24 protein-coding genes, 1 tRNA gene and 3 pseudogenes are annotated in these 26378 nt (G+C 72.6%); 14 read left to right on the top strand and 14 right to left on the bottom strand.

The window, feature by feature from the left end:
• A partial coding sequence (locus J7E94_RS21330) for a serine hydrolase (protein WP_215017782.1) occupies nucleotides 1–864 on the top strand: 864 nt, incomplete at its 5' end.
• A gap of 60 nt (nucleotides 865–924) precedes the next feature.
• Here J7E94_RS21330 and J7E94_RS21325 read toward each other — a convergent pair.
• Entirely contained in the window at nucleotides 925–2169 is a 1245-nt protein-coding gene (locus tag J7E94_RS21325; RefSeq protein WP_308345414.1) for a serine hydrolase domain-containing protein, read from the bottom strand.
• A gap of 87 nt (nucleotides 2170–2256) precedes the next feature.
• The gene (gene ligD / locus J7E94_RS21320) at nucleotides 2257–3276 is read right to left on the bottom strand and encodes a non-homologous end-joining DNA ligase (RefSeq protein ID WP_215017780.1); all 1020 of its coding nucleotides are present in this window, start codon (nucleotides 3274–3276) and stop codon (nucleotides 2257–2259) included.
• A gap of 75 nt (nucleotides 3277–3351) precedes the next feature.
• Between ligD and J7E94_RS21315 the strand changes: the two genes are divergently transcribed.
• Nucleotides 3352–4428, top strand: coding sequence for an ATP-dependent DNA ligase (locus J7E94_RS21315; RefSeq protein ID WP_215017778.1), 1077 nt, complete (start codon nucleotides 3352–3354; stop codon nucleotides 4426–4428).
• A gap of 59 nt (nucleotides 4429–4487) precedes the next feature.
• Here J7E94_RS21315 and J7E94_RS35770 read toward each other — a convergent pair whose 3' ends face one another.
• Nucleotides 4488–5375 (bottom strand): hypothetical protein, encoded by an 888-nt coding sequence (locus tag J7E94_RS35770; RefSeq protein ID WP_308345413.1) that lies wholly within the window; start codon nucleotides 5373–5375, stop codon nucleotides 4488–4490.
• Between the two features lie 692 nt (nucleotides 5376–6067).
• Between J7E94_RS35770 and J7E94_RS21305 the strand changes: the two genes are divergently transcribed.
• Both J7E94_RS21305 and J7E94_RS21300 read left to right on the top strand, forming a co-directional pair.
• Nucleotides 6068–6304 (top strand): hypothetical protein, encoded by a 237-nt coding sequence (locus J7E94_RS21305; RefSeq protein WP_215017776.1) that lies wholly within the window; start codon nucleotides 6068–6070, stop codon nucleotides 6302–6304.
• Entirely contained in the window at nucleotides 6301–6846 is a 546-nt protein-coding gene (locus J7E94_RS21300; protein ID WP_215017774.1) for an NUDIX hydrolase, read from the top strand. Before J7E94_RS21305 ends, J7E94_RS21300 begins: the two co-directional genes overlap by 4 nt.
• Before the next feature lie 64 nt (nucleotides 6847–6910).
• On the opposite strand, the gene J7E94_RS21295 is transcribed toward J7E94_RS21300, so the two are convergent.
• From J7E94_RS21295 to J7E94_RS21285, 3 genes are all read right to left on the bottom strand, one after another.
• Entirely contained in the window at nucleotides 6911–9007 is a 2097-nt protein-coding gene (locus tag J7E94_RS21295; protein WP_215017772.1) for an MDR family MFS transporter, read from the bottom strand.
• A 36-nt stretch (nucleotides 9008–9043) separates the two neighbouring features.
• A complete protein-coding gene (locus J7E94_RS21290) occupies nucleotides 9044–10399 on the bottom strand; it encodes a 6-phospho-beta-glucosidase (RefSeq protein WP_215017770.1) in 1356 nt (451 codons plus the stop codon).
• Between the two features lie 117 nt (nucleotides 10400–10516).
• Nucleotides 10517–11503, bottom strand: a complete 987-nt coding sequence (locus tag J7E94_RS21285; protein ID WP_308345412.1) for a helix-turn-helix domain-containing protein — start codon at nucleotides 11501–11503, stop codon at nucleotides 10517–10519.
• 219 nt (nucleotides 11504–11722) lie between these two features.
• Here J7E94_RS21285 and J7E94_RS21280 point away from each other — a divergent pair, with 219 nt between their 5' ends.
• The 3 genes from J7E94_RS21280 to J7E94_RS21270 all read left to right on the top strand — a co-directional run bounded on the left by J7E94_RS21280 (nucleotide 11723) and on the right by J7E94_RS21270 (nucleotide 14197).
• Nucleotides 11723–12391, top strand: a complete 669-nt coding sequence (locus tag J7E94_RS21280) for a helix-turn-helix transcriptional regulator (protein WP_215017768.1) — start codon at nucleotides 11723–11725, stop codon at nucleotides 12389–12391.
• 64 nt (nucleotides 12392–12455) lie between these two features.
• Nucleotides 12456–13013 carry a toxin-antitoxin system, toxin component gene (locus tag J7E94_RS21275; RefSeq protein WP_215017766.1) on the top strand — a complete coding sequence of 186 codons (558 nt, stop codon included), beginning with the start codon at nucleotides 12456–12458 and terminating at the stop codon, nucleotides 13011–13013.
• Nucleotides 13010–14197 (top strand): MAB_1171c family putative transporter, encoded by a 1188-nt coding sequence (locus tag J7E94_RS21270; RefSeq protein ID WP_215017764.1) that lies wholly within the window; start codon nucleotides 13010–13012, stop codon nucleotides 14195–14197. Before J7E94_RS21275 ends, J7E94_RS21270 begins: the two co-directional genes overlap by 4 nt.
• Before the next feature lie 26 nt (nucleotides 14198–14223).
• On the opposite strand, the gene J7E94_RS21265 is transcribed toward J7E94_RS21270, so the two are convergent.
• From J7E94_RS21265 to J7E94_RS21255, 3 genes are all read right to left on the bottom strand, one after another.
• Nucleotides 14224–15000: a DUF4239 domain-containing protein gene (locus J7E94_RS21265; protein ID WP_215017762.1), complete on the bottom strand. Its 777-nt coding sequence runs from the start codon at nucleotides 14998–15000 to the stop codon at nucleotides 14224–14226.
• A 46-nt stretch (nucleotides 15001–15046) separates the two neighbouring features.
• Nucleotides 15047–15652 (bottom strand): hypothetical protein, encoded by a 606-nt coding sequence (locus J7E94_RS21260; RefSeq protein WP_215017760.1) that lies wholly within the window; start codon nucleotides 15650–15652, stop codon nucleotides 15047–15049.
• Nucleotides 15653–15763: 111 nt separating this feature from the next.
• Nucleotides 15764–15904 (bottom strand): hypothetical protein, encoded by a 141-nt coding sequence (locus J7E94_RS21255; RefSeq protein WP_215017758.1) that lies wholly within the window; start codon nucleotides 15902–15904, stop codon nucleotides 15764–15766.
• On the opposite strand from J7E94_RS21255, the gene J7E94_RS35990 reads away from it, so the two are divergent.
• The 4 genes and pseudogenes from J7E94_RS35990 to J7E94_RS34780 all read left to right on the top strand — a co-directional run.
• Nucleotides 15858–16121: a hypothetical protein gene (locus tag J7E94_RS35990; RefSeq protein ID WP_374224480.1), complete on the top strand. Its 264-nt coding sequence runs from the start codon at nucleotides 15858–15860 to the stop codon at nucleotides 16119–16121. The two genes, J7E94_RS21255 and J7E94_RS35990, sit on opposite strands and share 47 nt — an antisense overlap.
• Nucleotides 16122–16126: 5 nt before the next feature.
• Nucleotides 16127–16327, top strand: a pseudogene (locus J7E94_RS21250) (FAD-dependent monooxygenase); the annotation flags it as partial.
• A gap of 110 nt (nucleotides 16328–16437) precedes the next feature.
• A complete protein-coding gene (locus J7E94_RS21245; protein WP_215017756.1) occupies nucleotides 16438–17316 on the top strand; it encodes an alpha/beta hydrolase in 879 nt (292 codons plus the stop codon).
• 62 nt (nucleotides 17317–17378) lie between these two features.
• Nucleotides 17379–17504, top strand: a pseudogene (locus tag J7E94_RS34780) (DNA-binding response regulator); the annotation flags it as partial.
• A gap of 64 nt (nucleotides 17505–17568) precedes the next feature.
• Here J7E94_RS34780 and metG read toward each other — a convergent pair.
• The gene (gene metG / locus J7E94_RS21240; protein ID WP_215017754.1) at nucleotides 17569–19284 is read right to left on the bottom strand and encodes a methionine--tRNA ligase; all 1716 of its coding nucleotides are present in this window, start codon (nucleotides 19282–19284) and stop codon (nucleotides 17569–17571) included.
• A 411-nt stretch (nucleotides 19285–19695) separates the two neighbouring features.
• On the opposite strand from metG, the gene J7E94_RS21235 reads away from it, so the two are divergent.
• Together J7E94_RS21235 and J7E94_RS21230 are read left to right on the top strand one after the other, a co-directional pair.
• Nucleotides 19696–20391, top strand: coding sequence for a sigma-70 family RNA polymerase sigma factor (locus J7E94_RS21235; protein ID WP_308345411.1), 696 nt, complete (start codon nucleotides 19696–19698; stop codon nucleotides 20389–20391).
• 848 nt (nucleotides 20392–21239) lie between these two features.
• Nucleotides 21240–21959 (top strand): annotated as a pseudogene (locus J7E94_RS21230) (IclR family transcriptional regulator C-terminal domain-containing protein); the annotation flags it as partial.
• Between the two features lie 407 nt (nucleotides 21960–22366).
• Here the strand turns inward: J7E94_RS21230 and J7E94_RS21225 are convergent.
• Nucleotides 22367–22451, bottom strand: a tRNA-Leu gene (locus J7E94_RS21225).
• 297 nt (nucleotides 22452–22748) lie between these two features.
• A complete protein-coding gene (locus tag J7E94_RS21220) occupies nucleotides 22749–23690 on the bottom strand; it encodes a beta-ketoacyl-ACP synthase III (protein WP_215017752.1) in 942 nt (313 codons plus the stop codon).
• 201 nt (nucleotides 23691–23891) lie between these two features.
• Here J7E94_RS21220 and fdhD point away from each other — a divergent pair, with 201 nt between their 5' ends.
• Entirely contained in the window at nucleotides 23892–24719 is an 828-nt protein-coding gene (fdhD, locus tag J7E94_RS21215) for a formate dehydrogenase accessory sulfurtransferase FdhD (RefSeq protein ID WP_215017750.1), read from the top strand.
• Nucleotides 24720–24738: 19 nt separating this feature from the next.
• On the opposite strand, the gene J7E94_RS21210 is transcribed toward fdhD, so the two are convergent.
• Nucleotides 24739–25173: a (2Fe-2S) ferredoxin domain-containing protein gene (locus J7E94_RS21210; protein WP_215017748.1), complete on the bottom strand. Its 435-nt coding sequence runs from the start codon at nucleotides 25171–25173 to the stop codon at nucleotides 24739–24741.
• 9 nt (nucleotides 25174–25182) lie between these two features.
• Nucleotides 25183–26217, bottom strand: a complete 1035-nt coding sequence (locus J7E94_RS21205) for a bile acid:sodium symporter family protein (protein ID WP_215017746.1) — start codon at nucleotides 26215–26217, stop codon at nucleotides 25183–25185.
• Nucleotides 26218–26378 lie beyond the last annotated feature (161 nt).

Genomic DNA, 26378 nt, shown 5'->3' with positions numbered 1-26378 from the left:
GGCGCCCAGCACTGGCAGAAGGTGTTCACCGCCGTGGTCGTGCTGCAACTGGTCGGTGAAGGGAAGATCGGCCTCGACGCCCCGGTCGACGCCTATCTGCCGGGCCTCGTCCGCGGGGAGGGGATCGACGGACGCCAGATCACCGTTCGTCAGCTCCTGCAGCAGACCAGCGGACTTCCCAACTACACCGAGTACCTCGGCGAGGACGTCCGGTACTACGACCCCCGCGAACTCCTCGACATCGCGCTCCGGCACGAGGCCCGCTTCGCCCCCGGGACGGCATGGGGGTACAGCAACACGAACTACGTGCTCGCCGGCCTGATCGTCCAGAAGGTCACCGGCCGCCCCCTCGCCGAGGAGGTGGACCAGCGCGTCGTCCAGCGCATCGGGCTGCGCCACACCTACTTCCCCGCCCCCGGTGACGCGGCCATCCGGGAACCCCATCCCCACGGGTACTACCAGGAGGGAGCAGGCGGCCCCCTGCGCGACATCACGGAAATGGACCCCTCCTGGGGCTGGGCGGCAGGTCAGATGATCTCCACCAACTCCGACCTCAACCGGTTCTTCACCGCGCTCTTGGCCGGCCGCCTCCTTCCGGCGGCCCAGCTCGCCCAGATGCGCGCCACCGTCCCCGCGGGTCACCCCTTCGCCTCCGGCGCCCGCTACGGACTGGGGCTGGTGAGTACGCCCCTGTCGTGCGGCGGTGTGTACTGGGGCCACGGCGGCAGCATCCCGGGATACGAGACCAGGGGCGGCGTCACCGACGACGGCCGCGCCGCCAGCGTCGCAGTGACCGCCCAGCCGACCGACAAGGCAGCCATGAGCCGTGTCGAGCGTGTCGTGGACACGGCCCTGTGCCGCTGAACCGCGCCTCCCGGGGCTTGTTGACAGCGCCCGGGGGAACGGCCACCGGTCCTGCCCGCCTCAACCGGCCTTCGGCGGAGACTGCTTGTGGCCCGGGTAGACGTGGTCAGGGGTCACGATGCGGGTGACGGCCTCGCCGAAGAGGGTGCTGGGTTCCTGGCCGTTGTGCAGGACGTCGGTGTTGAGCAGGAGGACCATGGTCGCCTGCGCCTGCGGCAGGTAGACGGCCAGGACCTCGTAGCCGGGCAGGGAGCCGTTGTGGCCGAGCCAGCCCTGGACGTTGAAGATCCCCAGCCCGTAGCCGTCGCCGGGAATGCCGATCGTGACGGTCTTCAGTCGCTCGGCCTGGGTCTTGGGCGTCAGCAGGGTGCCGGTGGCGAGGGTGCGTGCCCAGCTGCGCAGGTCCTGCAGGTCCGAGATCATCGCTCCCGCGGCCCAGGCCCAGGACGGGTTCCAGTCGGTCGAGTCCACGATCTTGCCCGATGACGACTGGTCGGTGTAGCCCTGCGCGTGCGGCTCGGGGAAGGACGCGTCGGTCGGGAAGAGCGTGTGGCGCAGCCCGGCCGGTTCCCACACCTCTTGCCGGATGACGTCGTGGAGGGGCCGGCCGGTGACCTTCTCCACCACCAGGCCGAGCAGGACCAGGTTGGTGTTGGAGTACTCGAACTTCTCGTCCGGTGCGAACTGCACCGGATGCTTGAAGGAGTAGTCGAGCAACTGCTGGGGGGTGTAGATCCGGTTGGGCCCGGACTCGAGTGCCTGGTCGAAGTCGTCGTCCTCGCTGTAGTTGAAGAGCCCGCTGCGCATTCCGGCGAGTTCGCGCAGGGTGATGCGGTCCCCGTTCGGAACCCCGGTGATGTACGTGCCGATGGGGTCGTCCAGGCCGATCTTGCCCTGGTCGACGAGCCGGAGGAGGGCGGTGACGGTGAAGGTCTTGGTCTCGCTGCCGATGCGCGTGTAGACATCGGTCCGCATCGGCGCGCCGGTGGCCTTGTCCGCGACCCCGAAGGCCTTCACGTAACTTCCCTTGCCCGGAGCCCACAAGCCGGCCACCACACCCGGCACCTGCGTCTCGCGCATGACCTTGCGGATCGCCGCGTCGAGTTGCGCCGCGACGGCCGGAGTGAGCTGCGGGAATTGCGCAGTGCCGTCCGGGGAGGGCGGGGGGACGGGGGCGGCGGAGACGGTCTGCCCCTGGGTGCTGGGCGCCCCGTACGCGGATCCCGCGACGGCCGGGGTGAGGATCAGGCTTGCGGCGGCGACTGCCACGCAGCCCCTGCGCATCCGACGGTGCGTGGAACTCACGGTGTGCCTCCTGCCGTACCGGGACAAAGGCGGCAGAACCAGACTAGGCTCGCACCACCGCCATCGCGAGACGGGGGGGATAAGGAGTCAGTCCTCGTGCTTCGCCCGGCTCGGCTGGACGCGCTTCGGTTCGCCCGGCATCTTCGGGTAGTCCGGGGGGTAGGGCATGTCGCCCAGCCCGTGGTCGTGCTCGTCGCGTTCGGCGAGTTCCAGTACGGGCTCCAGGCTGAAGGCGTGCTCGTCCATCGCTGCGTGCAGATCGCCCAGTTCGGCGAAACGGGTCGGCATGGTCACGATGTCGAAGTCGCGCGGCTCGGCGTCGTCCACCTCGTCCCAGCGCAGCGGCGCCGACACCGGGGCGTGCGGGCGCGGGCGGACGGAGTAGGCGGAGGCGATCGTGCGGTCGCGCGCCGTCTGGTTGTAGTCGACGAAGATGCGCTCGCCGCGCTCCTCCTTCCACCAGGCCGTGGTGACCTTGCCCGGCATCCGGCGTTCCAGCTCGCGGCCGAGGGTGATGGCGCACCGCCGGACCTCGGTGAACGTCCAGCGGGGCTCGATCGGCACGAAGACGTGCAGCCCGCGGCCGCCCGAGGTCTTGGGCCAGCCGCGCAGGCCCAGCTCCTCCAACAGGGCGCGCAGTTCGTGGGCGGCGGCCACCGCGTGGTGGTAGTCGGTGCCGGGCTGGGGGTCCAGGTCGATGCGCAGTTCGTCGGGCCGGTCGGTGTCCTCGCGCCGCACCGGCCAGGGGTGGAAGGTGAGGCAGCCCAGGTTGGCGGCCCACAGGACGGCGGCCGGCTCGGTCGGGCAGATCTCGTCGGCACTGCGTCCACTGGGGAAGGCGATGTGGGCGGTCGGGATCCAGTCGGGGAGGTTCTTGGGGGCCCGCTTCTGGAAGAAGGACTCGCCCTCCACCCCGTCCGGATAGCGTTCGAGGGTCGTCGGCCGGTTGCGCAGGGCGCGCGTGATGCCGTCCGCGACGGCCAGGTAGTACGTGGCCACGTCCCGCTTGGTGAGGCCGCGCTCCGGGAAGTACACCTTGTCCGGGCTGGACAGCCGTACCGTGCGCCCGCCCGCTTCCAGCTCGATGGCATTGCCCGCAGCACCCATGTGCGCCACGGTAGGCGTGCCCGGCCGGGCGCGCACACCGGGCGGGGCCGGACGTACCACCGCAGAATCGGATCCATGGATCTGCCAGTGATGCCGCCCGTGAAGCCGATGCTCGCGAAGTCCGTGGCGAAGATCCCGCCCGGCATGCAGTACGAGGCCAAGTGGGACGGCTTCCGTGCCATCGTGCACCGCGACGGCGACGAGGTCGAGATCGGCAGCCGGACGGGAAAGAGCCTGACCAGGTACTTTCCCGAGCTGGTGGCGGCCCTGAAGGAGAACCTGCCCGACCGCTGCGTGGTGGACGGCGAGATCGTGATCGTGCGGGGCGGCCGCCTCGACTTCGACCGGCTGACCGAGCGGATCCATCCCGCCGCATCCCGCGTGAAGATGCTCGCCGAGACCAACCCGGCCAGCTTCGTCGCCTTCGATCTGCTCGCCCTCGGTGACGAGGCGCTCCTCGACACTCCGCTGGCCGACCGCCGCAGCGCCCTCGCCCAGGCCCTCTCCACTGCTCAGCCCCCCGTCCACCTCGCGCCCGCGACCACCGATCCCGCACTCGCGCAGGAGTGGTTCGAGCAGTTCGAGGGCGCCGGGCTCGACGGGGTGATCGCCAAACCCCTCCATCTCCCCTACCGGCCCGATGCCCGCCTCATGTTCAAGATCAAACACGAGCGTACGGCCGACGTCGTCGTCGCGGGTTTCCGTTTCCACAAGAGCGGTCCGATTGTCGGATCGCTGCTCCTCGGCCTGTACGACGACCACGGCTCCCTCCAGCACGTCGGCGTGTGCGCCGCCTTCCCCATGAAGCGCCGCGCCGAACTGGTCGAGGAGCTCGAACCCCTGCGCATGCCGGACCCCGAGGGCCATCCGTGGGCCTCCTGGGCCGAGGAGTCCGCCCACGAAGACGCCCGGCTGCCCGGGGCGCAGAGCCGCTGGACCGGCAAGAAGGACCTGTCGTGGGTGGCGCTGCGCCCCGAGCGGGTCGTCGAGGTCGCCTACGACCACATGGAGGGCCACCGCTTCCGGCACACCGCCCAGTTCCGCCGCTGGCGGCCCGACCGGGCGCCGGAGAGCTGCACCTACGCCCAGTTGGAGGAAGCCGTCGGATACGACCTCGCCGAGGTTTTCGGTCCGCCCCCCGCCGCCCGCTGATGCGTCATCCCGCCCGCCGCCCGCCGCCTCACGCCTGCGGCCTGCGGCCTGCGGAAGCGTCATCCCGCCGTCAGCTTCTCCCACTCCGCCCGGCCCGGGCCCGCCGTGTTCGGCGTGTAGTGCGGCCGCGCGGCCAGCCAGCGCGCCACCCGGGCCTGGATCTCCGGATCCGCGTACGCCCGCTCCGGCGGCTCGGCCAGGTGCCGGACCCGGGCCCGGGCCCGCATCACCTCCGGGTCCTCCAGCGCGCAGTCGAACAGCGCGGCCACCTCGCGGGCCGTCCCCGTACGCGCCGCCCGGGTCGCGAACCGCTCGCCGATGGCCGCGTCGGCGACGACCTGGAAGTCGAACCACGGCTTCAGGGTGCGCACCGCCCACGCGTGGTGGTCGGCGGCAAACCGCTCCGATCCGGGGTCCTGGTGCGCCGTACGGGCCACCCTGCGCGCCGCCCACAGGGCGAGCGAGGTGCCCTGCCCGAGGGTGGGGTTGGTGTGCGTGATCGCGTCCCCGACCGGCACCAGCCCGCTCACCACCGGGCCCCGCTCGTCGACCAGCGCGCTCCACCGGTTGTCCAGGCTCGCGGTGGCCAGCACCTCCGACCGGGGCTCGGCGCCGAGGGCCAGCCAGGCCGCGCCGGGCGGGAAGGCGCGGGCTGCGGCCTCGAACACGGCGGGGTCGCGCAGGGCGGAGCGCGTGGTGTCGCCGGTGTGCACGAACAGCGTCACGGCGAAGAGCCGGTTGTCGGCGGGGAAGACCGCGCAGCCGGCGAAGGTGCCGCCCGTGACCGCCCAGGGCCGGCGCGGCCCCTCGTCCATGCCCTCGGGCAGCCGGTACCAGCGGCAGAAGTACGCGAGCCCGGTGCGGTGCCGCTCCACGACGGGCGGGCGGCTGCCCGCGGCGGCCAGCCACCGCTCGGCGCCGCCGCGCCGTCCGCCCGCGTCCACCACGAGGTCCCCCCTCGTAACGCCCGGCGGCCGTGGTCACTCCCGTCACCCGGATCACGTCCCCGTCGTCACCGCCCCCGGCCGTGGCCAGCCCGGTCACCGGTTCCCCGTACCGCGCCACGACGCCCGGTTCGGCGCGCAGGGCGCTCGCCAGGGCGCTCTCCAGCACGATGCGCCTGGCCTGGAGCATGACGAGGTCCTCGTCGCCGGGGCGCGCGGGCGGGCGCACGTCGAACCAGTCCAGCTCGTGCCGTTCGCGGGCCCCGAGCCGGAGCATCTCCTGGTACACGTCCGGCAGTTCGTCGCGCAGCAGGTTCCGCGCGGCCCCCAGCAGCGCGTGCGGCTGGGTGGCCTGCGGTACGGTCGGCCGCCGCCATCCGAAGAAGTCGCGGTCGAGCGCGATGCCCGGGGCGCGCGTGTCCCGCTCGAAGAGTTCGGCCGTGTGTCCCCGCCACGCCGCGAGCAGGGCCGTGGCCAGTCCCCCGAGACCTCCGCCGATGACCAGCACATGTGCCATTGCGCCCCCTGAGCCGATGAACCGTACGACGATCACACCGCCCAGAGCCTGCGCGGACGGACCCTGGCCGAAACCCGCACAGGTGTCCCAGGGCGGCGCGGTACACCTCCGGCCCCGGCGGAGCGCACCACCACGAGCCCGCTTGACAAACGTTGTTGCCGAAGTGGCAAATGGGGCCATGGCCACCACCGAGGAGCGGGAGCTCGCTGACGCGCACCTTCGGCGGGGTGCACGCCTTCCAGCAGTCCTCCCGCCGCACGAAGGGCCGCGGCCCGGGCAGCCGGAGCTCCGCGTCCACGAGGGCTACGAGGGCTACGAGTGGCCGTGTGTGCTGTCCGGGCGGAACCGGCTGCTGGGCGAGCGGATCCCCGTACGGGCCAGGCCCACCACCACCCCGAAGGAAGGACGTCCATGACCACCACGACCGGCGAACGCCCCGAGCGGGCCGTCCCCCAGCCCAATGCCGTCGTCGGCGTCGGGCTGGTCGTCATCGGCCCCGACGGCCGCGTGCTGCTCGGCCAGGCGCACGACGGCCGCTGGGAACTGCCCGGCGGCAAGGTCGACCCAGGGGAGGGCTTCGAGCAGGCCGCCGCCCGGGAACTGGCCGAGGAAACGGATCTGCGGGCAGCCCCCGAGGGGATCCGGGTCCTCTCCGTCCAGATCGAAGCGAAGTCCGGCGTGACCCGGCTGACGGCAGCCGCCGTCACCACCACCGCGCAGGGCGTGCCCGCCGTCACCGAGCCCCACAAGATCGTCCGCTGGCAGTGGTTCGCCCCCGCCGAGATCCCCGCCGCGCTCTACGCCCCGTCGGCGGCGGTCCTGCGCAGCTGGCGCCCGGAGCTCACGTCCCTGCCGCACGTGCCCTCGTACGACTACCCGACGGCCGACCGTCCCTTGGCCGACCACTCCGCCGCCGACACCTCCGCCGCCGACACCCCCGCCGCCGACACCCCGTAGCGGAGACCGGCCGGCTCGTCGCCGCGGTGGTCGCCGCCATGGCCGCGACCACCGCCGGGCGGCCCTACGCCCGCGCGGCCGCTCGCGGTGCGAAGTTGCCCTCGCCCAGGTCCTCGGCCAGCAGCCGCTTCGCGATCGCGTCCGCGGCCACCCGCAGTTCGGCGCTCCGCGGCCGCCCCCGGTCCTTCTCCAGCTGGTCTCCGAGCCAGTCCGCCCACGCGCGCGAGATGACCGCGGCCTCCCGCGCCCCCGCCGCGGTGTGCGCGAAGAAGTTGCCCTCCCGCGTCAGGTACCCCTCGTCGACCATCCGGTCGAAGACCGGCAGCAGCACCTCCGGTGGCAGGGAGCGGCGGTTCGCGATGAGCCCCAGGCTGGCGTAGCCGACCGTCCGGGTCAGCAGGTCCACCTGCATCACCGCCCACGCGCCCGCCATGTCCAGCCTGGTGTCGCAGGCCGCGACGATCGCGCGCGCCTGCTCCGGCCCCATGTTCCGTACGAGTTTCCCGACCGCCAGCTCCAGCAGCTTGGCCGAGTCCCCCGAGGCCGTGGCCGGCGAGGCGAAGCCGTCGCCCATGTCCGTGGACCCGGCCCGGGCGGTGTCGCGCAGGTGGACCTGCTTGAGGAAGAGCGCCACGACGAAGCCCACCGCCGCCACGGGCACGGTCCACAGGAACACCGTGTGCAGGGCCTGCGCGTAGGCGCCGATGACCGGGCCGGCCTGCGCCGGATCGAGCGCGTGCACGCCCTGCGGGCTCTGCGCCGCCTCGCCCAGCCGCGCCGGATCGGCCCCGGTCGCCCGCGCCGCCTCCGCCACCCCCGCCTTGAGCTCGGGCCCCAGGCTGTTGGCGTAGATCGTGCCGAAGACGGCGGTCCCGAAGGAGCTGCCGAGCGTACGGAAGAAGGTGACGCCCGAGGTGGCCGTGCCGAGGTCGGCGTAGTCGACGGTGTTCTGCACGGCGATCGTCAGCACCTGCATGCACAGGCCGATGCCGGCACCGAGCACGAACATGTACACCGATTCCAGCCAGGCACCGGTCTGCGGGCCCATCCGGGACAGCAGGTACAGCCCCACGCCCATCACCAGGCAGCCCACGATGGGGAAGATCCGGTACCGCCCCGTCCTGCTGGTGGCGTTGCCGCTGAAGACCGACGCGATCAGCAGGCCGATGACCAGCGGCAGCGTCCGCACACCGGACACGGTGGCCGAATCCCCGTCCACGTACTGCAGGTACGTCGGCAGGAAGGTCATCGCCCCGAGCATCGCGAAGCCGACGACGAAGCTGAGCACGGAGCAGACCGTGAAGACGGGATTGCGGAACAGCCGCATTGGCAGCATCGGTTCCCCGGCCCGCGTCTCGGCCACGCAGAACAGCGCGAGGGCCACCGCCCCGCCCGCGAACAGCCCGATGATGGCCGCCGAGCCCCACGCGTACTCGTTCCCGCCCCAACTCGTGGCCAGGATCAGCGCGCTGGAACCGGCCGCGACGAGCGCGATGCCCAGGTAGTCGATCGCCGGCCGCCCCGCGGCGCGCACCGAGGGGATCGTCCGGGCGGCCGCCGCGACGACCAGGATCGCTACGGGTACGTTGACGTAGAAGGCCCAGCGCCAGCTCAGGTGGTCGGTGAACAGCCCGCCCAGCAGCGGTCCGATCACCGTCGCCACGCCGAACACGGCGCCGATCGCGCCCTGGTACTTGCCGCGTTCGCGCAGCGGGACCACATCGGCGATCAGTGCCATCGAGGTGACCATGAGGCCGCCGGCGCCGATGCCCTGCAGGCCCCGCCACAGGATGAGCAGGGACATGTTGCCGGCGAGGCCGCACAGGAAGGAGCCGGTGATGAAGACGACCGCCGACACCTGGAAGATCAGCTTCCGGCCGAAGAGGTCGCCGAATCTGCCCACGAGCACGGTCGCGACGGTCTCGGCGAGCAGGTACGAGGTCACCACCCACGACATGTGGTCCGCGCCGCCCAGATCCGCCACGATCGTGGGCAGGGCGGTGCCCACGATCGTCTGGTCGAGTGCGGCCAGCAGCACGCCGAGCATGATCGTGCCGAAGACGATGTTGCGCCTCCGCCGGTCGAGCACGGGTGGCGCCGCGGCTGCGACGGGGGCAGTGGTCACATGTCGCACTCTCACAGCAGCCCCGCCCCGCCGCATGTGGCACAGGGCCGTACGGGCGACCCGGCCGTGGGATCAGCGCAGGTAGGCCAGGCCGGGATGCTCGGAGGCGTAGCCGTCCAGCAGCCGGCGGGCCACCCCCACCGAGTCCACCAGCGGATGCAGCGCGAAGGCCTTCACCGCGGCCGCCCGCGAGCCGCTCGCCGCGGCGGCGAGGATCTCCCGTTCGACGGCCTTCACCGAGGTCACCAGCCCGACCGCGTGCAGCGGCAGCGGGGCGACGCCCACCGGGTGGGCGCCGTTCGCGTCGACCAGGCAGGGCACCTCGATGACCGCCTCCGCGTCCAGGACGGACAGCGTGGAGCGGTTGCGGACGTTGAGGATCAGCGTGGCCCGCTCGTCGCGCGCGATGGCCCGCATCAGGGCGAGCGCGACCTTCTCGTAGCCCCCGGACTCCAGGTCGCTCTCCTCGCGCTCGCCGACGCCCGCCGCCTCGCGGTTCTCGGCCATGTACGTGGCCTCGCGCTCGGCCCGGGTCCGGTCCCAGGCGGCCAGCGCCGCCCCGTCCGGCAGCCCGGCCCGGCCGGCCTCGGCGTAGAAGCCGTGCTGCTGGTCGCGCAGGAAGGCCCCGCGCGTCTGCTTCGCCTCCTGGTACGCGCGTACGGTGTCACGGTTGAAGTAGTAGTAGTGCAGATACTCGTTCGGGATCGCGCCGAGCGAGCGCAGCCACTCGGCCCCGAAGAGCCGGCCCTCCTCGAAGGACTCCAGCGCCCCGGTGTCGGCGAGCAGCCGGGGCAGCTCGTCCCGGCCGCCGATGCGCAGCCCGCGCACCCAGCCCAGGTGGTTGAGGCCGACGTAGTCGATCCAGGCCTCCTCGGGCCGCGCGCCCAGCAGCCGGGCGAGGCGGCGCCCGAGCCCCACGGGGGAATCGCAGATGCCGATCACCCGCTCGCCGAGCTCCTCGGCCATCGCCTCGGTGACCAGCCCGGCCGGGTTGGTGAAGTTGATGACCCACGCCGCGGGGGCGGTACGGGCGATCCTGCGCGCGAGCTCGCGGACCACCGGCACGGTCCGCAGGCCGTACGCGATCCCGCCCGCGCCCACCGTCTCCTGGCCCAGCACTCCCTCGGCCAGCGCGATCCGCTCGTCGGCGGCGCGTCCCTCCAGGCCTCCGACGCGGATGGCGGAGAAGACGAAATCGGCCCCGCGCAGGGCTTCGTCGAGGTCCCCGGTGGCCGTGACGGCCGGGGCGTCCGGCACTCCGGCGGCGGCCGCCTGGTCCGCGAGCACCCGGGCCATGGCCGCGAGCCGCCCGGCGTCCTCGTCGTACAGCGTCACCCGGGTCACCCGGCCCTCGGCGTGGTCGCCGAGCAGTGCTCCGTAGACGAGCGGCACCCGGAAACCGCCCCCGCCGAGGATCGTCAGCCGCACGCCCTTACCGCCCTTCGCCCGTGCCCGGTTCCGTGGCGTGCCGGATGGCACACGGCCGGCACACCGCCCGCGCGCGGTCGGCGCGCCGGAGTCAGGGCACCAGTCTCCCCCGGCGGTTCACTCCGCCGGCGACGGCACGGCGCGCAGCCTGGCGCCCTGCTGGTGCGCGGGCCCGCGGCCGGGGACGAAGCCCGTCGGCGCGCCCTGCGGGGCCGAGAGGATCAGGGTGATCCGGGTCAGCCCCATGCCGTCCAGCATCCGGCTGGTTTCGGCCACCATCCGGCAGCGCGCCTGCCCCCACCGCGGGTCGGGGTGGCGCACGGTCCGCACCGCCCCGTCCTGCTCGGCGGCCTCGGCCCCGCGCATGCTCAGCCAGTGCGGCACGCCGTACCGGTAGGCCGCCTCCATGAACGGGTCGCGGGCCACCTCCTGGCGGATGCTGCGCAGCCCCTCGTCCTCCGGGGCGGCGGCCAGCGCGGTGGTGAACTGGGCCAGCAGGGGGACGCACCAGGCCGGTTCGTGGTCCTCCAGCACGCCCGCCGCGTCCGGGTGGAACAGCACGAAGCGCAGGAAGTTGTCGTCCGGCAGGGCCGTCGGGTGCGGCCGTACCGACTGGAAGAGCTGGTCGAAGGCCGAGTTGGTGAGCGCGACGTCCCAGCGGTGGTCCACCAGGAAGCTCGGGTAGGGGACGGCCTCCATGAGGGCCGCGTAGTCGCACAGGTAGTCGCGCTGCGCGGGGTCCTCGGGCAGCCGGTTCTCCTCCGAGGCCCGCCAGGTGGGCGGCGGATCGCGGTCGACCATGACCCTGAAGAGCCAGAAGCACTGCCGCTCGCTCATCTCCAACGCTTCGGCGAGAGCCAGCAGTTTGCGGTCCGTCCACTCCTTGACCAGGCCGCGTTCCCAGTTGCCGTACGCCCGCACGCTGATGCGGAGCCGGGCCGCGAGGTCCTCCTGGCTCAGCCCCAGCTCTTCGCGGCGCTGGCGCAAAATCTCCTTGCGTCGCTCCGACCGCACGGCGCCACGTGCGGACTCCTCGCCCGCCAGGCGCTCCTCACCGGCTCGGGCGAAGCCATCGGACGGGCCCACCGCTGCGAGATGTGGCACCGAGAGCTCCCCCTCCTCACGGTCTGGATCTTCATTTCCGTGTGGCGATCCTGCTACCGACCTCATTCGAGTGTCAACTATTGTGGCAATTCCAGCCTCTTGACAGCTCATTCCCGCCACAGCTGTGGCACGTTACTAGCCCTTCGCAGCGGGAACGGATAGATTCCAGAAGCCGACCACGTGCCCGTACCGACTTCGCGCGATCTAGGAGAACCACTGGTGACAGACGGCTTCCCGGCTCCCGTCGCGGTGGCCCACGCACCCCTGGCAGCCACCATCACGCGTGTCGCCGAACTCGCGGGCAAGATGGGCCGCGACCTGAACGAGGTCTTCGACCTGCGCCGCCTCTCGGAGGCCTCCGGCGTGCCGGCGGACGTGGTCAAAACCCTGCTCGCCGGCAGGCCGGCCGGCGAACCCGATCTCCAGACCCGCTTCCTCCAGCGCCTCGACCTGCTCCGGCGCACCCGGGTCAAACCCAACGGCCGGCGCTACACCCAGCAGGAGATCGCGGATGGCGCCGGCATGTCCCGGCAGCAGGCCGGAGCCCTCATCAACGGCGACCGCCGCCCCACCATGGAGCACTGTGACGCGATCCAGCGCTTCTTCGGGGTCCACGCGGGCTTCCTCACCGCCCACGACGCCGACGCCCTCACCGACGCGCTCCAGCGCACCGAGCAGCAGCTGCTCCAGGACTTCGCCGGGCGGGCGCGGGAAAACTCCCCGGCCGCGGCCGCTTCGGCCGGCGATCCGCTGGCAAGACTTCTCCAGAACCACGGCGTACGGGGCATCGCGTGGCGAGCCGCCCAACTGCCCAGCGACAAACATCGGGACAAGGTGACCGAATGGCTGGACATGCTTCTCGAGAGCGTCAAACCGAACGAATCCTGACCCAGTCGAAAGTCTGGGTCTGATCCTTGAGTACTGATCCGGATCCGCGCCGACGGGGAGAACGGTGAGCATAGGCAGAGAGCAGCGGCGGTTGTGCGGGGAGCTGGTGGCCGGCATCCGGCTGACCGCGCCCGTGGAACCCGTGGACCTCTACGCCGCCCTCTGCGAGGGCATGAGCAGACACCGCGGCCGCCGGGTGGAGTTCCGGATGGCCTCGTTCCCGCCGGGGACGGCCAGCGGCCTGTGGCTCGACATGGCGGACCGCGATCTCGTGGTCATCGAGGAACGGACCGCACCCGACCACCAGCTGGTGATCCTGGGCCACGAGCTGTGGCACATGAAAGCCGGCCACTGCAGCCACCACGTCGACGGCGCCGCCGTCGCCGCCCGGCTGCTGTCCGACGAGGCCGACATCGGCGAGACCGTCCGCCGGGTCGCCGCGCGCACGCGCGCCGACGTACAAGAGGAGACCGAGGCCGAGACGTTCGGCTTACTGCTGGGCGCCCGGTGCCGGAGCTGGCTGGCCGGCTCGGCGAGCCACCGGACGCCGGCGCAGCGCGACGAATTGGCGGGCCGGATCGAGGCATCGCTGGGCTACCGGGGGCACAGGAACGACCGTTGAGCGGCGAGGACTACTACATACCGGCCATCGCACTGGCCATTTCCCTGGCCTTCAAGCTGCCGGCGCTGCGCACCAACTGGCGTGACCCGCTGCTGCGTTCGGTCTGCGCCCTGCTGACCCTGGCCGCCGCGGTGTTCACCTTCGCCGCCCCGCCCACCATCGAGGCGGTCAACCGCTGGACCGGGATCACCAACGTCTCCGCCCCGCTCGTGTACTGCCTGATCACCGCCTTCAGCGCCTCCTGCCTGGTCCTCATGGTCAACTGGCGGGGCGGCCCGCCCGAACAGACCCGCCGCGTCTCGCGGCGCTGGATCCTGGGCTACAGCGTGGTCATCGCGGCCCTGATCGTGCTGTTCACCCTCGGCGAGGCCCCGGTCGAGCGGCTGCGGGACTTCGACACCCACTACGCCAACGCGCCCTACCTGGGGCAGATGATCGCCCTCTACCTGCTGGCGCACCACGTGGCCGCGGTCGTGATGGTGTCGCTGTGCTGGCGCTGGTCCCTGCGGGTGCGCGGCTGGCTGCGCGTCGGCCTGGTGATCATCGTCTCCGGCTACATCTTCAACCTCACCTACGACGCCACCAAGATGTCCGCGGTCGTCGCCCGCTGGCTCGGCCACGACCTGGACGACCTGAGCACCTACGTCGCCCCGCCGCTCGCCGCGGTGGGCGCCCTGATCAGCGCGACGGGCTTCGTCGTCCCCCTCGTGTGCCAGCGGCTGTCGGACAACTGGCAGACCTGGACGACGTACCGGAAGCTCGGCGCCCTCTGGCAGGAGGTGCAGATGTGCACGGAGAGCTGCGCCCCCGGCGTACGGATGTCCTGGTGGTCCGCGGCCGAGCTACGGGTGATCCAGCGCGAGTCGGACATCCACGACGGGTTCCTGCACCTGGGGCCGTACTTCGACCGGGGCCTCCACGACGGGGCCTACGAGCGCGCCGTCGCGGAGGGGGCCGACCAGGGGACCGCCCGTGCCGTCGCCGACGCCGCCATGGTCGCGGCCGCCGTGCAGGCCCGCTCCGCGGACCCCGAGGGGAACGTCATCGGAGACGGCGAGGAGAGCGTGTCCGAGATCCCCGACGGGCCGCGCGACCTCCTGCGGATCTCCCACGCCCTGAGGCATTCGCCGGTGGTCCAGGCGGTCCGGCAGCAGGCGGCGCTGTCGGCGGGCCGGCTCGCGTAGGCCGGCTCGCGTGAGCCGGCCCCCGATCATCGGGCGGCGGCGATGGCCGTCGCGGGGAACAGGTCCTGGAAGGGGCCGGCGGAGTCGATCCCCTCCCGTCCGTAGGGCGCGTCGAAGCTCCACACCATGAACAGCAGGAACACGATCAGCGCGCTGAACAGGCCGGCCAGCAGCAGCTCCCGACCCGAGCGGCGGATCTGCAGGGTGAAGATCAGCCCGACCGTGACCACCCCTCCGACCAGCAGCCCGAACCACACCACGCCCGGCAGCGTGGACTCCGAGCTCTGCGTCCGCGAGTGGCGGGCGTCGTCGGCGGCCGCGATGTGGTCCAGCAGCGGCTGGTAGGCCTGCGCCTGGAGCTCGGTGGCCGGGCTCTGGTGGGTGACGTCGCTGCGCAGCTTGCCGAGCAGCTGGGCGCCCTCGGCCGAGGCGCCCTCCCCGGAGGTCAGCAGCGGCCAGTCCACGGAGACCGTGTGGGAGACGTACGCGTTCACCTCGCCGCGGATCCGGTCGCGGACGGGGGCCGGGTAGACGTCGGCGCGCTGGGTGACCTCGTACAGCGACTGGGCCTCGCGGCGCACGCTGTCCTCGGCGGCGCCGCGCGCCTCCCAGACTCCCGCGATGGCCAGGCCGAGCACGATCGCGTAGACCACGCCCACCATCATGGTCATGTACTCGATGACATCGGGGGTTTCGCTGGTGTCCTCGTCGTCGGCGACCCGGCGGTGCCGGATCGAGGTGGCGGCGAGGACGAGGGCGCAGACGAGCACCATGGCGACGGCCAGGACCAGCCATTCGGACACGTGGATTCTCCCGTGGTGGATCGGTGGATGGATACGCCGGCGGCCGTCAGCCGCGGCTCTTGGAACGGGGGCGCAGGGCGGCTGCGGCGAGTACGGCCGGGGTGGTGACGACGACCATGAGCATCATGGTGGACATCCCGTCCGGGCCGCGCCGCTCCAGGGCCGCCGAGTGGTACGGACGATGCCGGCGGCTGGGAGGAAAGGCGGTCACGGGCGCGGCGGCGGCCCTGGGCCGGGGCGGGGCGGGTGTGTCCGCCGGCTCCGGCCCGGTCCCGGGCCCGGCACCCGGCGCGGGTGGCGGGGGCTCCGAACCCCCGGCCCCCGCGTCCGCGGAAGGCCCCGGCCCGTCCGGCGACGGCGGCGGCTGCTGCTGCGGAACGCGAGCGGGAGCAGCAGCGGGGCCGGGCCCGGGGGTCCGCCCCGGGTGGTGCACGGTGGGCCGGTCGGTCCCGCGCACGGTCACCCGTACCGAGGGAACACCCGCCCGTACCTCCGGCGGCCCCGGGAGGGGCGGCTCGGCCTGCCCGGCCGGCGCGCACACGTCGACGCCGGCGCCGCGGCCCTGGCCGTCGCCCGCGACCGCCGCGTGGCCGTGCAGCGGGTAGAGCGCCGCCACCAGACCCGCTCCGGCGAAGTACTGCCAAGCGGTCACCGCGTGTCCTCCCGATTCCGCAGCACATATGAGGGTTACGGCTGAAGAAACGATCACGGCCCCGGTTCGATACGCGGCAGACAGGTCAAGATCCTTGAGGCGGGGGTGCCTTCAGGCCACCGGCCGGCCGGAGTGGCCGGCGGGCTCGGTGGGGCCGGTCCGTACGGCGCAGGCCGCCGCGAAGCCGTCGGGCACGGGGACGTCGGTGGCGGCACTCGGCCGCGTCGCCGAGCCGTGGGCCGACCGGGTCACGGCGGTGGCGGCGCTTCCGGAAAGAGGCGGACCGGGCGGACCGGACAACCCGGGCAAGCCGGGCGCCCCGCCCGACCCCGCCGCTGAGAACGTACTCGTCCGGCCGGACGGCCACGTCGTATGGGCCGCGACCGCGCGGGCAGCACCGCTTTCCCGGGTCCTGCGCCGTTGGTTCGGCGCGTCACGCCATGAATACGAAAACCCGAGCAGAGGATAATTCCCGTGGACACGGACGTCATCATCGTCGGCGCTGGGCCGACCGGTCTCATGCTGGCGGGCGAACTGCGCCTCGGCGGCGTGAACGTCATCGTGACCGAGCGGCTGGCGGAGCCCACCGACCAGTCCCGCGGTCTCGGCTTAACGGCACGCGCCATGGAGATCTTCGACCAGCACGGGCTGCTGCCGCGGTTCGGCACGCTCGAAAACGTGGCCTGGGCCGGCTCCGACACCACCGCCGCCGGCGTCGGCGACGGGCTGGCCGAGGCCCTGCACCGGTGGTTCGGCGCGCCGGCCGCCCTCGACGCGGCGGCGGCATGACCACCGCGCCCGCGGCCCTGTCCCGGGGAGTGCGCCGGATCAGCCTGGACGCCGACGGCATCCCGCTGTCGGCCCTGCTCTGCGAACCCGAGGACTCCGCGCCGCGGGCGACGGTGGTCGCGGTACACGGGGCCGGCATGAGCGCCGGCTACTTCGACGGCCAGGCCCTTCCCGACCTCTCCCTGCTCACCGTCGGGGCGCGGCTCGGGTTCACGGTCCTGGCCGTCGACCGGCCGGGCTACGGACAGTCCGCGAGTTCGCTCCCCGAGGGGCAGGCGCTCGCCGGGCAGGCGGTCACCCTGGCCGCCGCCCTGCGCGACTACCGGACCCGCTTCCCCACCGGGGCGGGCCTCTTCCTCCTCGCCCACTCGTTCGGCGGGAAGGTGGCCCTGCTCACCGCCGCCGACCACTCCGCGCCCGATCTGCTCGGCGTCGAGATCTCCGGCTGCGGCCACCGGTACGCGCCCGACGCCCTCTCGGGCGCGGACGCGGCCAGGGGAGGCAGGCGGAGCTGGGGGCCGCTGCGCCTCTACCCGCCGAGCACCTTCACCACGAGCGGCTCGATCCTGGCCCCCGTTCCGCCCCTGGAGCAGGCGGACATCGTCCGCTGGCCGGAGGTGTTCCGGGGCGTCGCGGGCCGCGTCCGCGTGCCCGTACGGTTCACCTTCGCGGAGCACGAGGCCTGGTGGCGGCACGATCCGGAGGCGCTGGCGGAGCTGCGGTCGCGGCTCAGTGCCGCACCGCGGCTGTGTATCGACCGGCAGCCGAAGGCGGGCCACAACATCAGCCTGGGCTACGCGGCCCGCTCCTATCACCTGCGCTGCCTCGGCTTCTTCGAGGACTGTCTGCTCCAGCAGGGCGTCACGTACTGTTGAACCTTGGTCGGATCGTACAAAACGAGGAGACTGAAACGGATATGACAACCGCTCAGGTCCGCGACGTCCCGATCATCGCGGTGATGGCCCGCGGTTCGGAACTTGACCGTGTGCTGGGATTCCAGGCCGGGGTCGACGACTACGTCGTCAAGCCGTACGGATTCCGCGAACTGCCGGCCCGTATGGACACGCGTGAGGGGCGCGGCCCTCAAAGGGTCGCGCCCCTCATGGAGTCACGGCTGCCGGGCTCGGTCAGGCCTCCGGCGAACCGCCGAAGCGCTCGCGGTAGGACTCCAGGTCCTCCTCGGTGATCTTCGCGAAGAGCACCGGCGGCACGGTGAACGGCGTACCGGCCGGGACCGCGTCCAGGGACTTGGCCTGCTCCGGCGTGATCCACGCCGCCGTGTCGTCGGCGAGGCCGAACGCGGAGCGCATGGCGCGTGCCGAGGCCGGGATGAACGGCTCGGAGACCACCGAGTAGAGGTGGATGAGGTTCATCGCGGTGCGCAGCGTGAGCGCCGCGCCCTCCGGGTCGGTCTTGATCTCCAGCCAGGGGGCCTTCTCCTCCAGGTAGGAGTTTCCGGCCGACCACAGGGCGCGCAGCGCGGCCGCGGCCTTGCGGTACCGGAGGGCCTCCATGTGGCCCTCGTACTCGGCGAGCAGCTCGGCGATCTGCTCGCCCAGTCTGGCCTCCGCCTCACCGGCCGCGTTGCCCGCCGGGACGTCGTCGCCGAAGCGCTTGCGGGAGAAGGAGAGCACACGGTTGACGAAGTTGCCGAGGGTATCGGCGAGGTCCTTGTTGACCGTGGCGGTGAAGTGCTCCCACGTGAAGGAGGAGTCGTCGGACTCGGGAGCGTTGGCGATGAGGAAGTAGCGCCAGTAGTCGGCCGGGAGGATCTCCAGCGCCTGGTCGGTGAAGACGCCGCGCTTCTGCGAGGTGGAGAACTTGCCGCCGTAGTACGTCAGCCAGTTGAAGGCCTTGACGTAGTCGACCTTCTTCCACGGCTCGCGGGTGGCCAGCTCGGTGGCGGGGAACATCACCGTGTGGAACGGGACGTTGTCCTTGGCCATGAACTGCGTGTAGCGGACGTCCTCGGCCTCGTACCACCACGACTTGAAGTCGCGGTTCGCCGGGTCCAGGTCCGACCACTCCTTGGTGGACCCGATGTACTCGATCGGGGCGTCGAACCAGACGTAGAAGACCTTGCCCTCGGCGGCGAGCTCCGGCCAGGTGTCGGCCGGCACCGGGACGCCCCAGTCGAGGTCGCGGGTGATGGCGCGGTCGTGCAGGCCCTCGGTCAGCCACTTGCGGGCGATGGAGGACGCCAGCTGCGGCCACTCCTCCTCGTGCCGCGCGACCCAGGCCTCCACCTCGTGCTGGAGCTTGGACTGGAGGAGGAAGAGGTGCTTGGTCTCGCGGACCTCCAGCTCGGTGGAGCCGGAGATGGCCGAGCGGGGCTCGATCAGGTCGGTGGGGTCCAGGACGCGGGTGCAGTTCTCGCACTGGTCGCCGCGGGCCTTGTCGTAGCCGCAGTGCGGACAGGTGCCCTCGACGTAGCGGTCCGGCAGGAAGCGGCCGTCGACCGGCGAGTAGACCTGCCGGATCGCGCGCTCCTCGATGAACCCGTTCTCCTGGAGCTTGCGCGCGAAGTGCTGGGTGATCTCGCGGTTCTGCGTGGAGGAGCTGCGGCCGAAGTAGTCGAAGGACAGCTCGAAGCCGTCGTAGACCGCCTTCTGGGCGTCGTGGGCCTGCGCGCAGAACTCGGCGACCGAGAGGCCGGCCTCCTTGGCGGCGAGCTCGGCGGGGGTGCCGTGCTCGTCGGTGGCGCAGATGTACAGGACGTCGTGGCCGCGCTGGCGGAGGTACCGGGAGTACACATCCGCCGGAAGCATCGACCCGACCATGTTGCCCAGGTGCTTGATCCCGTTGATGTACGGAAGCGCGCTGGTGATCAGGTGTCGAGCCATCCTCGGATGCTCCATTTCTCATGTGCGGTGCAACGTGGCGTGACGGATTGTGAACGCGGTTCATCGTATCGAACCGCCGAAAGGCCCCGCGCCGCATTTGTTCATGGGTGGACGTAACGAAAAAGCGAGGGCAGTGACCTCTCCGTCACGGCCCTCGCGATGGGGCTCATGCTACAGGCGGGGGGCGGGCCGCGGCGCCGCCGGGGCGAGGCATGGGCACCGGCATGGGCACCGGCATGGGCTCAGGCGTAGGCACAGGCATATGCATACGTACCGGCTGAACCCGTGCACGATCAAGATCGATCACGGGCCGATCATGACCGACCGTTATCGTGCCAGGTTTCTTCTCTGCGCCCTCCGAGTGCGCCCGCTCTGCTTTCCTGTTCTGCGCACAGGGGATGAGGTGGAACGGTGAGCGATGGCGGACCGGAGGAGTCCGGTGGGGCCGTGGGACTGCCGAGCCGGCGCCGGCGGCCGGCGCCCATGAGCCAGTGGGATCCGACGGCGCGCCTGTCGTACTGGGCCTTCCACGCCAATCGGCGGCCCTCGTACATGCGCTTCGCGTATCTGCAGCTGGGCTCCGACGCGGCGGCCGAGGAGGCGGTGGACGCCGCCTTCGACTCGATCATGGGCGAGTGGCTCAAGATGCTGCACATGGACCGCCTGGACGCCTACGCGTGGACCGTGCTGAAGCACTCCATCGTCGACCGGCAGCACCGGCGCCACCCCTGGCAGCAGCAGCCCGAGCCGATGGACATCAGCGCCTTCGAGGCCGCGCTCAAGGAGGCGCACGCCGACCAGTACGAGGTGCTGACCGACACCATCCGCTTCTACTCCGCCGTCTCCCGGCTCGCCGAGCGGCAGCGCGACGCCGTGCTCCTGCGGTACGGGCTCCAGTGCAGCCCCGGTGAGGCGGCCGCTGTGATGGGCGTCGACGAGGCCACGGTCCGCTCGTACCTCGGCCAGGCCCACCGGCGGCTCGCCCGCCTGCTGGACGCGTCCGCGGCCTTCCCCGGCTCCCCCGGCTCCCCCGGCTCCCCCTCCGACCCCGCCGGATCACCCGAAAGTCCGGAATCAGCCGAATCGGCCGAATCGGCCGAATCATGAGGCCCCACGAACGGCGCCAGTCCCCGTACGGCGACGAACCCCCCCCTTCCCTGGCCGAGTTCCTCGCCCGGGCGGGCGTCCGCGACCGCTACCGGCACTACGACCTCGGCGCGGCCGAAGCCCGGCTGCTGCGCGCGTCCCCGCACACGCCGGTCCCCGGACACCGCGCCCGGCGCCGGTCCGCCTACGGCTGGAGCGACCCCGTGCGGGACTGCCCGCTCGATGCCGAACGGGCCCGGCGCGACCTCAAGGCCGCCTGCCTGGCGTCCGTATGCGCGCCGAAGGCGGAGGCCCAGCTCGCCGCCTTCCTCGCCGGCGCGCACACCGACCTGGCGGGCGCGGTCGTCTTCGGCTGTCTGCTCCACCTGGCCGGGCTGCGCGAAGGGGCCCGGTTCTGGTGGCAGTTCGCCGCCGGCTCGGGCCGGTCGCGGACCGCCCCCGCCGCGTACTGCCTCTTCCTCGACCACTCCCGGCGCGGCGAACACCACGACGCCCGGCTCTGGGCGCGCGAGTTGGGCCGCCGGGGCTTCCGGCCGAGCGGCCGGAGGGATCTGCGGGACGTACGGCTGTGCGCGCAGGCGGCCGTCCTGCGCTACGTGGACCAGCTGGACGATCCCGACCTGGGCCCGGTACCGCTGCCGAAGCCCGGGCTGCCCGGGGTGCTGGCCGCGTTCCGGCCGCTGCAGGCGGCCACCGTGACCGTCACGGCCACGGCTTCGGCCGCCACTGCGGCCACGGCTTCGGCCGCCGCGCCCGCGACGCCCCGGCCGGCGCCCGGCCCGCTGCGCCACCCCGCGCTGACGGCGGCGGCCCGCGGGACGGTCGTCCAGGCCGGGACCGGCGAGGCCTTGGCGGAGGCGCGCCGCGCGCTGGCCGTCGTACGGGTCTTGGAGCAGCACCCCCACGGGGTGCGGGCGCGCCGGCTCGCGCGGACGTCGGGCCTGACCGAGGCGGAACTCCGGCCGCTGCTGTCGATGCTGTGCGAGGAGGAGTACGCGTACCGCGCGGGCGCCGGGGTCTACGCCCGCGGGCCGGCCCTGGACCGGCTCGCGGCCCCCGGCGGCAACGGCCTGGCGGGCCAGCTCCAGCGCACCCTGGCCCTGGCCCGGGACAGCGCGGGCGCCGCGGTGTACCTGAGCCGGTACGCCGAGGGCGAGGTGCGGATCACGCAGATGGCGGACGGGCCCGCGGCCCCGCCGGTGCGGGAGTGGGTGGACTTCCGGGCGGCCGCCCACGCCAGCGCCGTCGGCAAGTGCCTGCTGACCCAGCTGGACCACGACCGCCGCGCCGACCACGTGGCCCGGCACCGGCCGGCCCGGCTGACCCCGCAGACCATCACCGACAGCCGGGCCCTGTTCACCGCCCTGGACGCGGTGGCCCCGGGCGCGCCCGTCTTCGACCTGCTCGAGTACTCCCCCGGGGTCGTCTGCTCGGCGGTCCCGATCGCCGCCGGCGATGCCGCCGGCAGCCTCGCGCTCTCCCTGCCCGCCACCCATGCGCACCGCCTGCGCTCGGCCACCGAGACCCTGCGCCGCAAGGCCGTCCCGGTCCTCCTCGCGCTGCTCCTGACGGGCGCGATCCCCCCGGCCACCCCACCCGCCCCGGACCCGGCCTCCCAGGACTCCACCGCCTCCCCGTCCCCCGACCCCCTGTCCCGGCAGCCCCAGCGGACACGCGGCCCGGTCACCCCGGAGACCCTCCGCCACCTCCGCCGCCTCTTCCGCACCCCCCTGACGGGCACCACGCCCTCCCCCGCCGGCCCCCACCTGGTCAGCGACACCACCGCGGCGGCGGCCTACCTCTTCGACGCGGCACCGGACACCGGCCCCCCACGCCTCTCCCTCCCCCACACCTTCACCGAGGTCACCCCGGGCACCCTGACCACCCCGGCCGGCCTGGTGGTCCTCCACACGTGAGAGAACGGCGCGGAAAAACAGAAGAACCCCACACGATGTGTGGGGTTCTTGCTTGCTTGTGTCCGAGGGGGGACTTGAACCCCCACGCCCGATAAAGGGCACTAGCACCTCAAGCTAGCGCGTCTGCCATTCCGCCACCCGGACCAGGCGGTCGGCCCCGGTTTCCCGCGGCGACATGGACAACAATAGCAAAGGATCGGCGGGGCTCCGACCACATTTCCGGGCGGCAGCCGTCCGCCACGCCGTGCTGACCTGCAGGCATGCACCGACGGGCCAACGGGGACGCGTCGAGACGGGGCGTCTCGCCGGGATGCGGCTGGGCGGCGCGTGGCAGCTGATGGCGCTGGTGCTGGTGCTGGTTCTCGTCGGCGCGCCGGCCGCGGGAGCGCGTGCCACCCGGCCCGCCGGGGCGGGCGCGGGGCGCCGAGGCCCCGGCCGGGGTCACGGGCAGCGGATGACCTGGCCCGCGTAGGAGAGGTTGCCGCCGAAGCCGAAGAGGAGGACGGGGGCACCGGAGGGGATCTCGCCGCGCTGGACCAGCTTGGAGAGGGCCATCGGGATGCTGCCGGCCGAGGTGTTGCCGGAGTCGACGACATCGCGGGCGACGACGGCGTTGACGGCGCCGATCTTCGCGGCGAGCGGCTCGATGATCCGCAGGTTCGCCTGGTGCAGGACGACCGCGGCCAGCTCCTCCGGGAGGACCCCGGCCTTCTCGCAGACCTTGCGGGCGAGCGGCGGGAGCTGGCTCGTCGTCCAGCGGTAGACGGACTGGCCCTCCTGCGCGAAGACCGGCGGCGATCCCTCGATGCGGACGGCGTTGCCCATGGACGGGACCGAACCCCACAGCACCGGGCCGATGCCCGGCTCCTCGCAGGCCTCGACGACCGCGGCGCCCGCGCCGTCTCCGGTGAGGACGCAGGTGGTGCGGTCGTTCCAGTCGGTGATCTCGGTCATCTTGTCGGCGCCGATGACCAGGGCGCGGGTGGCGGAGCCGGCCCGGATGGCGTGGTCGGCGGTGGCGAGGGCGTGTGTGAAGCCGGAGCAGACGACGTTGATGTCCATCACGGCGGGGCTGCCGCCCATGCCCAGCTTGGCGGCGACGCGGGCGGCCATGTTGGGCGAGCGGTCGATCGCGGTGGAGGTGGCGACCAGGACGAGGTCGATGTCGTCCGGGCTCAGGCCGGCGCCGGCCAGCGCCTTGCCGGCGGCCTGGAAGGCCAGCTCGTCCACCGGTTCCTCCGGGCCCGCGATGTGGCGGGTCTTGATGCCGACCCGGGAGCGGATCCACTCGTCGGTGGTGTCGACCATGGCCGCGAGGTCCTCGTTGGTGAGCACTTTCGCGGGCTGGTAGTGCCCTAGCGCCACCACGCGTGAACCGGTCATGGGCGGGGTTCCCCTCGTAAGGAAGTCAGGATCACCCAGCTTTGCCTGCTACTGGTGGGTACGTGTGCGCGTGATCCGACAGGATTCCGGCCCCGGAATTTGGAGATTCCCGAGGATCCACCTGCCGGGACGGGGCACGAAGCGGAACCGGGACAATGGGTTTGTCGGAGAAACGAGAACCGAAGGGGTGGGCTGATCACCATGGGACGGGTCACCGAACGCCGTCGCGTCGTCCGGATCCGGAACGGCACGGCCGGGGTCCGTCCGGACACGCTGGTGGCCGAGGAGCCGCTGGAGATCCGGCTGAACGGCAAGCCGCTGGCCATCACGATGCGCACCCCGGGGGACGATTTCGCGCTCGCGGTGGGCTTCCTGGTGAGCGAGGGCGTGCTGGGGCGTACCGAGGACGTCCAGGCCGTGACCTACTGCGAGGGCGCGACGGAGGACGGCTCCAACACCTACAACGTGGTCAACGTCCAGCTGGCCGCCGGAGTGCCCGTGCCGGACATCACGCTGGAGCGGAACGTCTACACCACCTCCTCCTGCGGCCTGTGCGGCAAGGCCAGCCTGGACGCGGTCCGCACGGCGACCCGCTTCCCGGGGCTCGCGGACGATCCCGTACGAGTGACCGCGCGGCTCCTCGGGGAGCTGCCGGACCGGCTGCGCGCGGCCCAGAAGGTCTTCGACCGCACCGGCGGGCTGCACGCCGCCGCGCTGTTCTCGGCGGAGGGCGAACTGAGCGACGTACGGGAGGACGTGGGCCGGCACAACGCGGTGGACAAGATCGTCGGCCGGGCCCTCCAGGCCGGCCGCCTCCCGCTGGCCGGCTCGGTCCTGCTGGTCTCGGGCCGGGCCTCCTTCGAACTCGCCCAGAAGGCCGTGATGGCGGGCATCCCGATCCTGGCAGCGGTCTCGGCACCGTCCTCGCTCGCGGTGGACCTGGCGCTGGAGTCGGGCCTGACGCTGGTCGGATTCCTGCGGGGCGGGGACATGAACATCTACGCGGGCGAGGACCGGATCGGCTACTGAACCCCGACGCCCATCGCTACTAGCGCTTGCCCCGGCGGCCGCGACGGGTGGGGTTCGGGGGCTCCTTGGGGGCCGGGGGGTCGATGCGGTGGAGGTCGAGGGTCGGGGGGACGGGCGTGGAGCCGGGGCCGCCGGATTCGGCCCAGGCGATGATCTCGTCGGTCGCGGTGTCGTCCAGGGCCCAGCCGAACCAGGCCGCGCGGGCTCCGCGGCGGCGGGCCTCGGTGGTGGGCTGGACCACGATGACGTTGGCCTGGGCGCAGGGGCCGAGGCAGTCGCTCGTACGGACGGCCAGGCGGCCGCCGGAGGCCGCGGCGGCCTCGCGGAGGCGGGCGAGTTGCCCGGCGTGGTCGGAGCCGGGGTTCTTGCGGGGGTCGCCGCAGCAGCAGCCGCGGCAGACCACCAGGGTGCAGGGGCGTTCGGCGTGGGCGGCGAGCGGGCGTATCCAGGTCACCGCCGCACGTTACCGGGCCTGGCGAGTGGGGTGTTGGACCGGCCGGGAGACCTCCGCCACATGGTCGCCGGCGGGTTCGGGATCCTGGGCGCGGCGGCGGGCGAGGACCGCACAGACCATCAGCTGCATCTGGTGGAAGAGCATCAGAGGCAGCACGGCGAGGCCGGCTTGGGCCCCGAACAGCACGCCGGCCATGGGGAGTCCGGCGGCGAGGCTCTTCTTCGACCCGGCGAACTGGATGGCGATGCGGTCGGCGCGGTCGAAGCCGAGTCGCTCGGCCCCGTACCAGGTGACGAGCAGCATGACGGCGAGGAGTACGGCCTCCACCAGCAGCAGCGCGCCGAGGCGCGGGACGCTCACCTGGTGCCAGATGCCGGCGGCCATGCCCGCGCTGAAGGCGGCGTAGACGACGAGCAGGATCGAGCCGCGGTCGACGTAGCCGAGCACCTTCTTGTGGCGGACGAGGAAGCCGCCGACCCAGCGGCGCAGGGCCTGTCCGAGGAGGAAGGGCAGCAGCAGCTGGAGGGCGATCTTGAGGAGGGAGTCGGCGGAGAAGCCGCCCGCGCTGTTCCCGAGGAGGCCGGCGGCGAGCAGCGGGGTGAGGACGATGCCGGCCAGGCTGGAGAAGGAGCCGGCGCAGATCGCGGCGGGGACGTTGCCGCGGGCGATCGAGGTGAAGGCGATGGAGGACTGGATCGTCGAGGGGACCAGGCAGAGGAAGAGCAGGCCGCTGTAGAGGGGCTGGGTCAGGAGGGTGGGGACGAGCGCGCGGGCGGCGAGGCCGAGGAGGGGGAAGAGGAGGAAGGTGCAGGCGAGCACCGTGAGGTGCAGCCGCCAGTGGCGCAGGCCGTCGAGGGCCTCGCGGGTGGAGAGCCGGGCGCCGTAGAGAAGGAAGAGGAGGGCCACGGCCGCGGTGGATGCGCCGTCGGCGACGGTGGCGGCCGGGCCGCGGGCGGGGAGCAGGGCGGCGAGGCCGACGGTGCCGAGCAGGGCCAGGATGTACGGGTCCAGAGGCAGCCAGGCGGGGAGGTGCGGGCGGCGCATGTGGGGGGTGCTCGCTTGCTGTCGGGGGTGGGGTGGGTGGGCGTGGGGTCTCCTCTGTCATGGTCGGGGGTGGGCGGTGATCGGGAAACCGGTACACCGTGCTGACTGCCATCACGGATACCGATGAGCGCGGCTAGGGTGAGGGGTATGTACGGCCCTGT

Source organism: Streptomyces sp. ISL-94 (assembly GCF_018614075.1).
GTDB lineage: Bacteria > Actinomycetota > Actinomycetes > Streptomycetales > Streptomycetaceae > Streptomyces.
The sequence above is the reverse complement of the archived record's forward strand: the minus strand, read 5'-3'. Positions and strand labels throughout refer to the sequence as shown.